The organism is Pseudomonas sp. HT11, assembly GCF_044875395.1.
Classification (GTDB): domain Bacteria; phylum Pseudomonadota; class Gammaproteobacteria; order Pseudomonadales; family Pseudomonadaceae; genus Aquipseudomonas.
Window position 1 is genome coordinate 4,672,505 of the sequence record NZ_CP173217.1, and the last position, 13,899, is coordinate 4,686,403.

General features: G+C 60.6%; 11 protein-coding genes. 3 read left to right on the plus strand and 8 right to left on the minus strand.

Annotated features, from left to right (window positions below; genetic code table 11):
* Window positions 1-79: 79 nt before the first annotated feature.
* Complete coding sequence (locus tag ABWL43_RS21560) at window positions 80-844, minus strand: GntR family transcriptional regulator (protein ID WP_017134778.1); 765 nt, start codon at window positions 842-844, stop codon at window positions 80-82.
* Window positions 845-1,070: 226 nt separating this feature from the next.
* Here ABWL43_RS21560 and ABWL43_RS21565 point away from each other — a divergent pair, with 226 nt between their 5' ends.
* The gene (locus tag ABWL43_RS21565) at window positions 1,071-2,261 is read left to right on the plus strand and encodes a benzoate/H(+) symporter BenE family transporter (RefSeq protein ID WP_404484225.1); all 1,191 of its coding nucleotides are present in this window, start codon (window positions 1,071-1,073) and stop codon (window positions 2,259-2,261) included.
* Window positions 2,262-2,298: 37 nt separating this feature from the next.
* Here the strand turns inward: ABWL43_RS21565 and ABWL43_RS21570 are convergent, their stop codons facing one another.
* Window positions 2,299-2,643 (minus strand): YggL family protein, encoded by a 345-nt coding sequence (locus tag ABWL43_RS21570; protein ID WP_016979277.1) that lies wholly within the window; start codon window positions 2,641-2,643, stop codon window positions 2,299-2,301.
* A gap of 236 nt (window positions 2,644-2,879) precedes the next feature.
* Here ABWL43_RS21570 and dacB point away from each other — a divergent pair, with 236 nt between their 5' ends.
* Entirely contained in the window at window positions 2,880-4,340 is a 1,461-nt protein-coding gene (gene dacB, locus ABWL43_RS21575; protein ID WP_404484227.1) for a D-alanyl-D-alanine carboxypeptidase/D-alanyl-D-alanine-endopeptidase, read from the plus strand.
* Between the two features lie 138 nt (window positions 4,341-4,478).
* Here the strand turns inward: dacB and ABWL43_RS21580 are convergent, their stop codons facing one another.
* Entirely contained in the window at window positions 4,479-6,863 is a 2,385-nt protein-coding gene (locus tag ABWL43_RS21580; RefSeq protein ID WP_404484230.1) for a diguanylate cyclase, read from the minus strand.
* A gap of 149 nt (window positions 6,864-7,012) precedes the next feature.
* Window positions 7,013-9,277, minus strand: a complete 2,265-nt coding sequence (gene rlmKL / locus ABWL43_RS21585; RefSeq protein ID WP_404484233.1) for a bifunctional 23S rRNA (guanine(2069)-N(7))-methyltransferase RlmK/23S rRNA (guanine(2445)-N(2))-methyltransferase RlmL — start codon at window positions 9,275-9,277, stop codon at window positions 7,013-7,015.
* A 532-nt stretch (window positions 9,278-9,809) separates the two neighbouring features.
* Between rlmKL and rmf the strand changes: the two genes are divergently transcribed.
* A complete protein-coding gene (gene rmf / locus ABWL43_RS21590) occupies window positions 9,810-10,025 on the plus strand; it encodes a ribosome modulation factor (RefSeq protein ID WP_002553055.1) in 216 nt (71 codons plus the stop codon).
* Between the two features lie 184 nt (window positions 10,026-10,209).
* On the opposite strand, the gene ABWL43_RS21595 is transcribed toward rmf, so the two are convergent.
* From ABWL43_RS21595 to sctC, 4 genes are all read right to left on the minus strand, one after another.
* A complete protein-coding gene (locus ABWL43_RS21595; RefSeq protein ID WP_404484237.1) occupies window positions 10,210-11,235 on the minus strand; it encodes a quinone-dependent dihydroorotate dehydrogenase in 1,026 nt (341 codons plus the stop codon).
* 86 nt (window positions 11,236-11,321) lie between these two features.
* The gene (locus tag ABWL43_RS21600) at window positions 11,322-11,777 is read right to left on the minus strand and encodes a transglycosylase SLT domain-containing protein (RefSeq protein ID WP_145159113.1); all 456 of its coding nucleotides are present in this window, start codon (window positions 11,775-11,777) and stop codon (window positions 11,322-11,324) included.
* Window positions 11,770-12,171 carry a winged helix-turn-helix domain-containing protein gene (locus ABWL43_RS21605; RefSeq protein WP_106576312.1) on the minus strand — a complete coding sequence of 134 codons (402 nt, stop codon included), beginning with the start codon at window positions 12,169-12,171 and terminating at the stop codon, window positions 11,770-11,772. The genes ABWL43_RS21600 and ABWL43_RS21605 overlap by 8 nt, the downstream gene beginning before the upstream one ends.
* A 202-nt stretch (window positions 12,172-12,373) precedes the next feature.
* The gene (gene sctC / locus ABWL43_RS21610; protein WP_404484241.1) at window positions 12,374-13,852 is read right to left on the minus strand and encodes a type III secretion system outer membrane ring subunit SctC; all 1,479 of its coding nucleotides are present in this window, start codon (window positions 13,850-13,852) and stop codon (window positions 12,374-12,376) included.
* Window positions 13,853-13,899: the final 47 nt, after the last annotated feature.

Below are 13,899 nucleotides of genomic sequence, written 5' to 3' on the forward strand. Positions count from 1 at the left end.
TCACCAGATGCATTGACTGATCTACCGCATTCGCGAGCAAGCCCGCTCCCACATTTCTGGCCCTGGTGAGTCAGGGAAATTACAGTTTTACGGACGAGCGTCCCGGCTTTTTCGTCTGCAGCAAATGCGAAAACACCGCGTGCAAATCATCCGACGCGCTTTCCTCATCGAGGTTGAGCTTGCTGTCGATGTGATCCATGTGGTGCATCATCAAATTCACCGCCAACGTTGCATCGCGTGCTTCGATCGCATCGATCAGCTGCGTGTGCTCATCGTAGGAACAGTGCGAGCGGTTACCGCTTTCGTACTGGGCGATGATCAACGAGGTTTGCGATACCAGGCTGCGCTGGAAGCTGATCAGCGGCGCGTTCTTCGCCGCCTCGGCCAGCTTGAGGTGAAATTCGCCGGAGAGGCGGATACCGGCACCGCGGTCGCCGCGGGAAAAGCTATCGCGCTCGTCGTTGACCATCTGGCGCAGCTCGGCCAGCTGTTCGGCCGTGGCGTGCTGCACTGCCAATTCCGTGATCGCCCGTTCGACCAAACGCCGGGCCAAAAATACCTGACGCGCTTCTTCTACACTCGGGCTCGCCACCACCGCACCACGATTGGGCCGCAGCAGTACCACGCCTTCATGGGCCAGACGCGAGAGCGCGCGGCGAATGATGGTGCGGCTGACGCCGAAGATTTCGCCCAGTGCCTCTTCACTCAACTTGGTTCCGGGCGCCAGGCGTTGTTCAAGGATGGCCTCGAAGATATGCGCGTAAACGATATCGTCCTGGGTTCCGCTGCGACCGGCCTTGCCGGCTCGCGGTTGTTTCTTGAGAGGTTGCAACTGTTCGTTCATGGGCACTCGGGTTTGGAGAACGGCGGCGAATTAACGGTAATACGGCAAGCGCAGGTTGCTGGCAAGTATCACCTAAAAACAGGGCACATTGTACACAACCCAATGCGCCAACACACTGTACGGCTGTTTGCAGCGTCGGCTGTATCGCAACGAGTAGTTACGTTTGAGTTTAGGCTTGAATCTGCGCCTTCACTGACAAATACCCAGGTAAAAGGAACACCTCTCCATGAACGACGCCACCCAAGCGCCTTTGCGCCCGTTGGCCGACACTTCTGCGTCGGCCATCGTCGCCGGCTTCATTGCCATGATGACCGGCTACACCAGCTCGCTGGTCCTGATGTTTCAGGCCGGCCAGGCCGCTGGGTTGACCACGGCGCAGATTTCTTCGTGGATCTGGGCCATCTCCATCGGCATGGCGGTGTGCAGCATCGGCTTGTCCCTGCGCTATCGCACGCCCATCACCATTGCCTGGTCCACACCCGGCGCGGCGCTGTTGATCACCAGCCTGGGCGGCGTGAGTTACGGCGAGGCCATTGGTGCCTACATCACCTGCGCCGTACTGGTGACGCTGTGCGGGCTGACCGGCAGTTTCGAAAAACTGGTCAAGCGCATCCCATCGTCGCTGGCGGCGGCCTTGCTGGCGGGAATCCTGTTCAAGATCGGCAGCGAGATTTTCGTCGCCGCGCAGCATCGCACCGGCCTGGTGCTGGGGATGTTTTTCACGTACCTGATCATCAAGCGCCTGTCGCCACGCTATGCGGTGCTCGCCGCGCTGGTGCTCGGCACTGTGCTGTCGGGGCTGATGAGGTTGCTGGATTTCAGTGGTTTTCACCTCGAAGTGGCGATACCGGTGTGGACCACGCCGCATTTCTCGCTGGCGGCGACCATCAGTATCGGCATTCCGCTGTTCGTGGTGGCAATGACCTCGCAGAACATGCCCGGCGTCGCCGTGCTGCGGGCCGATGGCTACACCGTACCCGCCTCGCCTTTGATCACCGCCACCGGCCTGGCCTCGCTGGTGCTCGCACCCTTCGGCTCCCACGGCATCAACCTGGCGGCAATCAGCGCGGCCATCTGCACCGGGCCGCATGCCCATGAAGACCGCAACAAGCGCTACACCGCCGCGGTGTGGTGCGGCGTGTTCTACGGGATTGCCGGAGTATTTGGCGCGACCTTGGCGGCATTGTTCGCAGCATTGCCAAAGGAACTGGTGCTGTCGATTGCAGCGCTGGCGTTGTTTGGCTCGATCATCAATGGCTTGAGCATCGCCATGAATGAGCCGAAGGAACGCGAAGCGGCGCTGATCACCTTTATGGTCACCGCGTCAGGCTTGACGTTGTTTTCCATCGGTTCGGCGTTCTGGGGGATTGTGGCGGGGGTGTTGACGCTGCTGATTCTGAACGGGCGCAAGGCATAAAAAAACGGCGACCCGAAGGTCGCCGTTTTTTTCAGTATCACTTAGCCGCGTTGATCGGCTTTTCTGGATACCACACGTCCAGCAACGGGCTGACTTCAGCCTTGGTCAGCTCGGAACGGGTTTTCAGCCAGGCTTCAACAGCAGCACGCTGCTCTTCGGAGACCGAGCCACGCTTCTGCAGGCAAACCAGACCGAAGTCATCGCCGCCGACATAGCCCAGACCGTTGGCTTCCATGGCTTCTTTGATGAATGCTTCGAGGAAAGCGTCGATAGCTTCTTCACTCAGGCCTTCGTTGAAGTCCAGGTTCAGTTCGAAACCCAGCTCTTGAAATTCATCAACGCACAGTTTTTTGCGCAGACGCTGGGAACGGTTAGTCGCCATTGGAACAATCCTCATAAGTAATAACGGGCGGCACTTTAGCAGTTTAAGGCAAGGATTGCCCGACTCTCTGGGACAGGCGGCTATCTGTCTGCAAAAAAACGCGTAATACCAGCTATCGTTCAGCTACAACTGGATCCACCTTGGGGCATAATGCCGACACTTTCGTGACCAATGAGGGATTTTCTTCCTTACCCCTCGCCTTTTTCACCCTTCTCAGCAGTAGGGTTTTATTCCTTATGATCAAATCTTTTCGTTCCGTGTTATTGGCCAGCGTTCTTCTTCCACTGGCCTTTTCCGCCGCTGCCGCCCCAGTCAACAACACCCTGCCACCCAACGTTGCGCAGGCCCTGCAGAAAGCCAAGCTGCAAAATACCGCGCTGTCGCTGGTGATGCTGCCCCTCACCGGCCCCGGTACCCCCACCGTGTTCAACGCCGACGTGTCGGTGAACCCGGCCTCCACCATGAAGCTGGTCACCACCTACGCTGCCCTGGAAATGCTCGGCCCCAACCATCAGTGGAAGACCGAGTTCTACACCGACGGCACGCTCAGCGGTGGCGTCTTGCACGGCAACCTTTACCTAAAGGGCGGCGGCGACCCGAAGCTGAACATGGAAAAACTCTGGCTGCTGATGCGCGACCTGCGTGCCAATGGCGTGCAGCAAGTCACCGGCGACCTGGTGCTCGACCGCAGCTTCTTCAACCAGCCGCAATTGCCCGAATTCAATGACGACGGCAATGACGAGAACAAGCCGTTCCTGGTCAAGCCCGACGCCCTGCTGGTCAACCTCAAGGCCCTGCGCTTCGTAACCCGCAATGATTCGGGCCGCGTGATCGTATCGGTCGAGCCGCCGATTGCCAGCATTCGCATCGACAACCAGGTGAAAGTCTCCAACGCCAAGCAATGCACCGGCGACGTGCGCTACAGCCCGGTCACCGCCGCCGACGGCAGTGTCACCGTGACAGTCAGCGGCCAACTGGGCGATGGCTGCAGTTCGCAGACTTACCTGTCGCTGCTCGACCACGCCACCTACACCGCCGGCGCTGTGCGTGCGATCTGGCAGGAATTGGGTGGCACCATCCAGGGCCGCGACATCCAGGCGCCCGTGCCCAAGGACGCCAAAGTACTCGCCCGTGCCTTTTCGCCGGACCTGGCGGAAATCATCCGCGACATCAACAAATACAGTAACAACACCATGGCTCAGCAGCTGTTCCTGAGCCTGGGCGCGCAATTTCGCAACGATGCCGACGGCGACGACGCCAAGGCTGCGCAACGTGTGGTCCGTCAGTGGCTGGCGAAGAAAGGCATCACCGCGCCGCACCTCGTCATGGAGAACGGCTCCGGCCTGTCGCGCGCCGAACGTGTTAGCGCCCGCGAGATGGCGGCCATGCTGCAAGCCGCCTGGAAAAGCCCGTACGCGGCGGAATACATCAGCTCGCTGCCGATTGCTGGCACCGACGGCACTATGCGTAAACGCCTGAAGACCACCGCCATGCGCGGCGAAGCCCACGTCAAGACTGGCACCCTGAACACCGTGCGTGCCATCGCCGGGTTCAGCCGTGACAACAACGGCAACACCTGGGTGGTGGTGGCGATCCTCAACGATTCGAAACCGTGGGGCGCCTCATCAGTGCTGGACCAGGTGCTGCTGGACCTGTATCGCCAGCCGAAGCTGGCGGCGGCTGCGCCGGTGCTCTAAAGGCAACACAGATCAAATGTGCGAGCGGGCTTGCCTGCGATAGCGGTGTATCAGTGTCAGATTCGCTGACTGACACGCTGCAATCGCAGGCAAGCCAGCCCCCAACATGAATGCGCGCCGTCTGAAAAAATCTGTCAATCAAGCCCTGATTCGCTCAGCCTCCACCCGGTCCCTGCCCGCCTGCTTGGCCCTATACACCGCCGAGTCCGCCCGCAGCAGCAGCCCGTCAATGCCGTCATCGATCCGCCAACTGGCCACACCGAAGCTGGCGGTCACGATGCCCACCGTTTCCATCGGCGCACTGCGCAACGACTGCCACAACTCCATCGCCAGGCTGTACGCCTGCTCGCAATCAGTGTGCGGGCACAGCACCACGAACTCTTCGCCGCCCAGTCGGCAAAACACATCCGTGCGCCGCAGGCGCTGACTGATGCGCTTGCACACCTCCTGCAACACCCCATCGCCTACCGCGTGACCGTACTGGTCGTTGATGCGCTTGAAGTGGTCGATATCCAGCATGATCAACGACAGCGCCCCACTGGTGCGGTTGAGCCTGAGCATCTCGACCTTGAGACGATCCTGGAAATAACGCCGGTTATGAATGCCCGTCAGCGAATCGGTGATGGAGAGTGCCCGCAGCTCTTCCTCCACCCGTTTGAGATCGGAAATATCCGACACGTAGCCATGCCACAGCGTACCGCCGCCCGGCAGTTCTTCAGGCGTGGCTTCGCCGCGAATCCAGCGCAGGCCGCGTTGTGGCAACAGCACGCGGTATTCTTCGCGCCAGTGGCTCAGCTGCAACGCCGACAAGCGTATCGACAGGCGGACCCGCTCGACGTCCTGGGGATGAATGCGTTCGAAGACCTTGGCCGCGTCCTGTTGCAACACGCCGGTTTCGATTTCATAGATATCGCGCATGCCGTCGCTGGCATAGATAAAACGCCCGTTGCCCTGAGGCTCGAGGGTGAATTGGAAGATCCCGCCGGGCACATGGGCACTGAGTTTTTTCAGCAAACGATCGCGCGCCGCCAACGCCTCGTAAGCGCGCTTCTGCTCGGTGACATCCAGGTAAATCGCCAGATGCCCGATCCACAAGCCATGGTCATCCAGCAATACGGTGCCGAGCATGTTCACCGTCAAGGGGCTGCCATTTTCGCGTAACAGGGTCCACTCTCGCGCCTGGTGCAGGTGGTCCGGGCTCTCCACCAACATCGCCTGGCTTGGCGGGATGCGCTTGCCCATGGCCGCGCTCAAACGGGTGGCGCGCGCTTCGAGTTCAGCGGCCAGGTGCAGGCTTTCCAGGGTCATGCGCCCCAGTACCTGGTCGGACGTGTACCCCAGCATTTGCTCGGCCCCGGCATTGAACGTGTTGATCACCCCGCGCAGGTCAGTGGCGATGATCGCAACCTGGGTGGCCGCATTCAGCACGCTGCGCAATTGCCCGTGCGCACCGCGCAATTCCTGTTCACGCAGGCGCAACTGCTCGGTGCGCTGCTCCACCAGTTTCAGCGCGCGCTGGCGTTGGCTGACCACTACATACAACAAGGCGCTGAGCAGCAGGCTGAGCAACCCGCCCATGGTCAGGATGGTGCTCATCGAGGAGTGGTTGGCCTGATCGAAGACCTGGCTGCCACGCAACGTGAGGGCATACACATGGTCGCCGAGGGTCAAACGGCGCGCGGCGCTGAGGTCGCTGGCGCCCACCGCATTGCTCGAGGCATACAGCACGCGCTGCTGGGTGTCGGAGGTATCGACGATCTGCATCACCAAGTTGTCGCGGTTCGGCTTGGGCAAACCGTCGGCCACCAGCTGTCGCATGCTGATCACCGCCATCACAAAGCCGCTGGGCTCGGCCTCAGCCGGCTTGCGCACGGGCGCCACCAGCAAAACCCCGGCCGCATAGGCCGGTTCCACACCCACCAATTGCATCGGCTGGGATACCGCGGGCGTACCGCTTTCTTGCGCACGTTCAAGGACCGAGCGCCGAAGCGGCTGTGCCAACAGGTCGAAACCGAGCGGCGAGCCCAGCAGGCTTTGGGTTTGGCTATACAACACCGGCACGTATTCATCGCGCTCGGCGGCAGGCGCCAACTCCCCTGACGAATTCAGTTCACGGATGGCAAAGGGCGCGCCGCGCTGGCGCGAGATCTCCTGTTCAAACGGCTTGCGCTGATCGCGAAAAATCCGCGGTGCCCAGGCATACGCGCGGGCGCGCAGCAGCAAGGGTTGGGCAAAACCATCGAACTCGGCGCGGGACACATCACTGGAATTGACGAAGAAGCGCTGCAGGCTGGCCAGGCGTTGCTCCTGGTCTTCGAGGCGCTCCTGCAGGCGGGTGTAGCGTTCATTGACCAGCAACTGGAAACGCTGGCGAACCTGTTGCTGATACAGATCGGCGGCGGCCCAGGCAATAATTACCGTCAGCGCGCAACCTGCCAATAACACCACCAATGCCACCAGCCAAGCCGACGCCTGCTCACTGATAAAGCCTAGGATTTTGGGGCGTACGGCATGCATCGGCATAGGCAACACTCACAACGCCAGCGTGCGGGGCTGTCACTTTGGCTAGGGCTTCAGTTATAGCCATGAGGCCACTGTTTGACCAGCGCAAAAAAGCCGCAAACCCGGAATACGCCAGGCTTGCGGCTTTTTGTTCCAACTTGGTGCAGCAATCAGCGCGCAGTGATTTTCCACGCCCGGTGGATCTTCGCGTTACGCGCGAAATCCGGGTCGAGGGTCTTGTCGCTGATTTCCTCGACCGCATAGCGTTCGCTGAGGTTGTCCTCGAGCACGAACTTGCGGAAGTTGTTCGAGAAGTACAACACGCCGCCCGGTGCCAGACGCGCCATGGCCAGGTCGAGCAACTGCACGTGGTCACGCTGCACGTCGAAGATACCTTCCATGCGCTTGGAGTTGGAGAAGGTCGGCGGATCAATGAAGATCAAGTCGAACTCATCGCGGCTGGCTTCCAGCCACGCCATCACGTCGCCCTGCTCCAGACGGTTTTTGTCGGAAAAACCGTTGAGCGAGAAGTTGCGACGTGCCCAGTCCAGGTAGGTCTTGGACAAGTCGACGCTGGTGGTGCTGCGCGCGCCGCCCTTGGCCGCGTGCACACTGGCGGTAGCGGTATAGCAATACAGGTTGAGGAAGCGCTTGCCGGCCGCTTCCTTCTGGATGCGCATGCGCATCGGGCGGTGGTCGAGGAACAGGCCGGTGTCCAGGTAATCGGTGAGGTTGACCAGCAGCTTCACGCCGCCTTCGCTGACCTCGGTGAACTTGCCCTGGGCGCTCTGGCGCTCGTACTGCTTGGTGCCGCTTTGGCGCTCGCGACGCTTGACCACCACGCGGCTCTTGTCGACGTTCAGCGCCTGGGGAATCGCGGCCAGCGCATCGAACATGCGTGCGGAAGCTTTTTCCGGGTCGATGGATTTCGGCGCGGCGTATTCCTGCACGTGCACCCAGTCGTGGTAGAGGTCGATGGCCATGGAGTATTCCGGCATGTCGGCGTCGTACACACGGTAGCAATCCACGCCTTCGCGCTTGGCCCACTTGCCCAGCTGCTTGAGGTTCTTCTGCAGGCGGTTGGCGAACATCTGCCCGCCTTCGCTCAAGCGCGCCTGTTCAACCACCGGGGCCGGGGCTGGCTTGATCGGGTTACCGTTCTTGTTGTACTGGCGCTCTTGCGGCTCGGTCGGGGCCTGATCGTAAGCGGCTTGCTCACGTTCGGCCTGACGCTGCTCCGGGGTGCGGCGCTCGCCGGTGACGAACTGGTCCGGGTTGACTTTGATCAGCAGCAATTTGCACGGCAAGGCGCCGTTCCAGAACGAATACTGTTTGTGACTGCGAATGCCCATGCGCTTGCCCAGGTCCGGCGCGCCGGTGAACACCGCCGCTTCCCAACCCATGCACGCCTGACGCAGACGCTCGCCGAGGTTCTGGTAGAGGTACAAAAGGCTGGCTTCGTCACCCAGACGCTCGCCGTACGGCGGGTTGCAAATCACCAAACCTTTTTGATTCTGGTCAGGACGAGGCTCGAAGGTGCCGACTTCGCCCTGGTACACCTTGATCCAGTGGCTCAAGCCGGCGCGCTCGATGTTATTGCGCGCGGGTTGAATCAAGCGTGGGTCGGCTTCGTAGCCTCGCACCCACAACGGCGGCTTGTTCATGCCGATGGCCGCCCGCTCGGTCGCTTCGGTGTGCAGCTTTTTCCACAGCGCCGGAACGTGGCCGAGCCAGGTGGTGAAGCCCCACAACTCGCGATTGAGGTTGGGGGCCATGTCGGCGGCGATCATCGCGCCTTCGACCAGGAAAGTCCCCACGCCACACATCGGGTCGGTCAGCGCGCCGCCTTCGGCCGCAATGCGCGGCCAGCCGGCGCGAATCAAAATCGCCGCCGCCAGGTTTTCCTTCAACGGTGCCGCGCCCTGCTGCAGGCGGTAACCGCGCTGGTGCAGGCTGTGGCCGGACAAGTCGAGCGACAGGATCGCTTCGCCGCGGTCCAGGCGCAGGTGAATACGCAGGTCCGGGTTGATCTTGTCGATGGAGGGGCGTTCGCCGGTCGGGGTGCGCAGCTTGTCGACGATCGCATCCTTGACCTTCAGCGCGCCGAAGTGGGTGTTGTCGATGCCCGAGCCGTGACCGCTGAATTCCACCGCCAGGGTGCCATCCGGGACCATGTGGTCAGCCCATTCGATGTCCAGCACGCCATGGTAAAGGTCTTCAGCATCCTTCATCGGGAAGCGCTTGAGCACCAGCAATACGCGGTTGGCCAGGCGCGACCAGAGGCACAGGCGGTAGGCGGTTTCCATGTCGGCTATGCCGCGCACGGCCGAGGTGTGCTCGCGTGCGTCCTCAAGGCCAAGCCCGACGGCTTCCTCGATCAGCAGGCCTTCGAGGCCCTTGGGGCAAGTGAGGAAGAGTTCAAAACGGTCCGACATGGGGCATTCCAGGCTTTTCAGCAATAAATGAACAGGCGACGCATCGCCGGCTCGGTTTTTAATCAAGCACTTTTCTTGAAGAGTGCTCGCGTGGCACGAATGTGCCGTCCCACCCCGGCTGCCGGGCCTTTGGGCCAGAATTTCCGGGGCAGAGAAATAATTGATTGCAACAAAAAGAAATATTCCGACCCTTCGTCGAATAATAACCGACTGCGGCGGACGGACATTCTCACTAAAGGATTAAACCCATCCTCTATGCAGGGCACATCATAGCTGGCTTTGCCCAACAAAAGGGGCGAAAAGCCATCCCAGCTTATGGCTATAGCATCGTTATCGTTACGTGCTTATGACAAAACGATCATTGAATCCATGTGACCTATTGGTTAGAACTCAACACAGGTTGGCGCCGTAACGACGCCGACACATCGGCTCGCCACGCCGGCAGCGAGCCCACCAACGGCAGAAAAACTCTGCCCGGCCTCAGACGAGGCCGAAGGATATCAAGACAGTCAACAAGTGAGGGAAACACCCTATGAGAAGACTTAAGCGTGATCCGTTGGAAAGAGCATTTTTACGCGGATATCAATATGGCGTTCATGGCAAATCCCGTGAGCTTTGCCCATTTACTCTACCGTCGGTACGCCAAGCCTGGATCAACGGCTGGCGAGAAGGACGCGGCGACAACTGGGACGGTATGACTGGCACTGCGGGAATCCACAGACTCAACGAACTTCACGCCGTCGGCTAACACAGGGCACTTAATCCGACACACCACCTTGAATATGTAACGACTTAACCACGCACGCCCCATCAGGGCGGCGGGCTTCGGCCCAGGGGCTCCTTTAGGGAGCCCTTTTTATTGGGTCGGTGGCGATGCGGACTACACACTCACAGGTGTATTTTTAGCCTGCCATCGCCAACAAGCCGGGCGCCTACCTTTTTGGCAAGGCCGCTATCGCATCCACCGACTCGCGAATCAGCGACGGTCCTTTATAGATAAAACCTGAGTACAGCTGCACCAGGCTTGCACCGGCGGCGATCTTCTCGGCCGCGTGCTTGCCTTCGGTGATGCCGCCCACGGCGATGATCGGCAAGCGCCCGGCCAACTCAGCCGCCAGCACCTTGACGATGTGAGTGCTCTTGTCGCGCACCGGCGCGCCCGACAGCCCACCCGCTTCATCACCATGCGCCAGCCCTTCGACACCCACACGGCTGAGGGTGGTGTTGGTGGCGATCACCGCATCCATGCCCGAATCCACCAGCGCCTGAGCGACCAGCACGGTTTCTTCATCGCTCATGTCTGGCGCAATCTTGATGGCCAACGGCACACGTTTGCCATGACGTATGGCCAGGTCTTCCTGGCGCTGACGCAAGGCTTCGAGCAGTTGCTTGAGCGAATCACCGAACTGCAGGCTACGCAGACCCGGCGTATTCGGCGAGCTGACGTTGACGGTGACGTAGCTGGCGTGGGCGTAGACCTTGTCCAGGCAAATCAGGTAATCATCGACGGCGCGCTCTACGGGCGTGTCGAAGTTCTTGCCGATATTGATGCCGAGGATGCCCTTGTGTTTCGCGGCTTGAACCCGTGCAAGCAGATGATCAACGCCCAGGTTGTTAAAGCCCATGCGATTGATGATCGCCTCGGCTTCCGGCAGGCGAAAGATCCGAGGTTTTGGGTTGCCCGGTTGCGGGCGTGGCGTCACGGTGCCGATTTCGACAAAACCGAAACCCAATTGCGCAAACCCGTCGATGGCCGCGCCGTTCTTGTCGAGGCCGGCAGCCAGCCCGACCGGGTTGGGGAAGTCGAGTCCCATCACCGATACCGGCATTTTTGCCGGTGCCTTGCATACCAGGCCATTGAGCCCCAGACGACCACCGGCACCGATCAGGTCCAGGGACAGATCGTGGGAGGTTTCCGGAGAGAGTTTGAACAACAGCTGGCGGGCCAGGGTATACATGGGCGGGCTAGACTCGGATGGCGGCGAAAGGTGGCGCCGATTATAGCCGGGGTGGCGCGCCAGGTGCGAGGTGCGCCGTCCAATCGTCAGTGACGTTGTGCTACCAACGCCTCATACCGCGCCCATATTTTTTCTGCGTAGCGCAAACGCAACGCTTCACGCTCAGGTGCCGCGCCGGCGTTGTAGGAGCCCACGGCTGTCCAGTTGTAACCGAAACGCTGGATAAACCCGGCAAGTATCGAGGCGCCCACCTCGACCGACAAACAGGGCTCACTCAACAACCGCTCCTCGGTAATGCCCTGCTTGGCCAGGCGAGGCAAGTGCATGCTGTTGATCTGCATCAGGCCAATATCCCGGGAGCCATCGCTGTTGAGCGCGTTCACGGCGTGCGCGCGGTAACCCGATTCCACAGCGGCGATGGCCTGTAAAAGCTCAGGTTCGAGGTCATAGCGGCTAGCCACCTCTTCCCAGCAATTGGCCCAGGCCTGATGGCTGCCCATCAACAGGCTCAACACCAACGCTTTGCCCAATCGATTAATCATGAGTCACCTGCCCACAAGCCGAGCAGATGCGTTGCACACGCCCTGGCCCCGTCTGGAGAATGGCGCGCTGCTCGGCTTTCACGGCACAGGTAAAGCGATACCCCCTGCCGTAAATTGTCTTGATAAAGCCCTTGTCCTTCTTCAGCTGCTTGCGCAATGCGTAGATACAGCGCGTCAGCGACTCCTCTGCAACCTCCCCTCGGGGCCAGACCAACTCAAGCAGACGATCCTTGGTCATCAATGCTCCGTCAGACGCCAACAGCAGCCGCAGTACATGCCACTCCTTGGGCGGCAACTGAATATCCGCGCCTTCGCCGATCAATCGGCCATCGCCCTGCAAGGTCCACCCGGCAAACACCCAGGCAGCCGTCAGCCCATCATTCACGAGGGTCATGCACACCTCTGCACCCGACTACTGACATTGAATTCCTTGTTTCCAGAAACGGCCGATACGCCAACATCACGACTATAAAAACCCGAGCCGCGAACAACGTTAGGAAAAAACCCATGTCATCGAGGCTTTCGGCGGGCGCCACGTAGGACTTTTCGCAGTCACCGACCGCAAAGCGTTTCAGGGCTCTGACCAACGGGTTGTGTCACTCAAGGACATCACGGCGTTCGCGCACAAACGCACGCTGCACACGCTCATATTGGCTCGGGGTCAGCGGCGGCGGGCCGACAGCACCGGCCAACATCCGCGGCTCACTGCCAACCGCCCGCGCCTGGATCACAAAGAGCCGCACCTGCGCGCGTCGACCACGGCGGGTCGCCTCGCCCTCACGGTGAAAACCACCCAGCCACAAGCGTCTGCCTTGAGGTACGCGCACCACAGAGCTGACGGCCATTCGCCCCACCGCTCCTGCCGAGCCGGGCTTGAATGTGCTGTCCATCTGACGGCCATCCTCGAGGTTCACCAGCATCTCGATCTGATGCGCTCCGGCGAAGCGCGGGAGCACACTGGCTTCAATGCCATACCGCACGGGCTGCCAATCACCCTTATCGTCGCCGGGCCGTGGCAGGTAAAACGTATGGTTATCCTGGAAAACCGCAGGCACGTTTTCCTGGGTAAGGATTACGGGAAACGCGACGATTTTGGCCTTGCGCCGGCGCTCCAGCACACCGAGCTGTGCCATCAAGCGGTTGTCTTCTAAAGGTTCCAGTACGCGCGTCACGAAAGCCCCGGTCTCGGTTTCCTGAGCCCAGGCTGCGCCCATCCTGACGAATTCACTGCGCTCCACCTCCACTTGCCACAGCGACACCTCAATCGGCCGCTTGGGCTTGTCGAGTTCCGCCACCAGCTCCTCGAGCACCTTCACCTGAGCAGGTTTGCCCTTGATCAACAGGCTGTTTGAATCCGGATAAGCCATCACCACCAGGCTCTTGTCGGCCAGCAAACCGGGGGGGCGTTGCGTGTCCTTCTTTTGCTCGCTGGCCAGCACGGTTTCGATCATCGAGGCCATGCCCGGAACGTTGACCTGGTCGTCGCCCATCGAATACGTGCGATCCGCCACGTGGGTGTTGAACACCTGCACCACGCCGAAGGTTTGCGTGCCGACGCGGACCTCGGTGCGCTGTTTGTCCATCAGTTGAGCCAGGTGCAACACCTGGTCGACATAGTTAGGTGGCCCGGACACATAGAACGTCCGCCCGCCGCTCTCCCTCAGGGGAAAGCGCGACTCATCAAGCCCGGAACGGCGCATGAACCCGCGCAGCCTGTCGACCGAGATATGCCGCAGCGCTACCGCCGAGCTTTTTGCCTCCCCGGCGTCATACAGGTAAAGCACTTGCCCGTCGCTGTACCAGATCAGGCCTTGCTGCTCGGCGACGGTTTCCAGCGTGTGCTGCGCCGCCCCAAGGTCGAATTGCCCGGTGATGGTTTTACGCGCCACCTCGCGGCTGACAACGACAGGCAAGCCCAAGGGCACCGACAGCGCGGTAAAAAAGGTATGCAGGCTTTCATCCCGCGCCTGATAGCTATCCCCCAAAGCGCACGCATTTGCCAACAGCAGTGCACCGCACAGCAGCCAGCGGCATAACCTGCGGTAACTGCGCATAGTTGGGGAATAGATAGACACCGTGGATGTTCCTCGCCGCCTGACGCAAAGAGGCGGCCATACTGGAA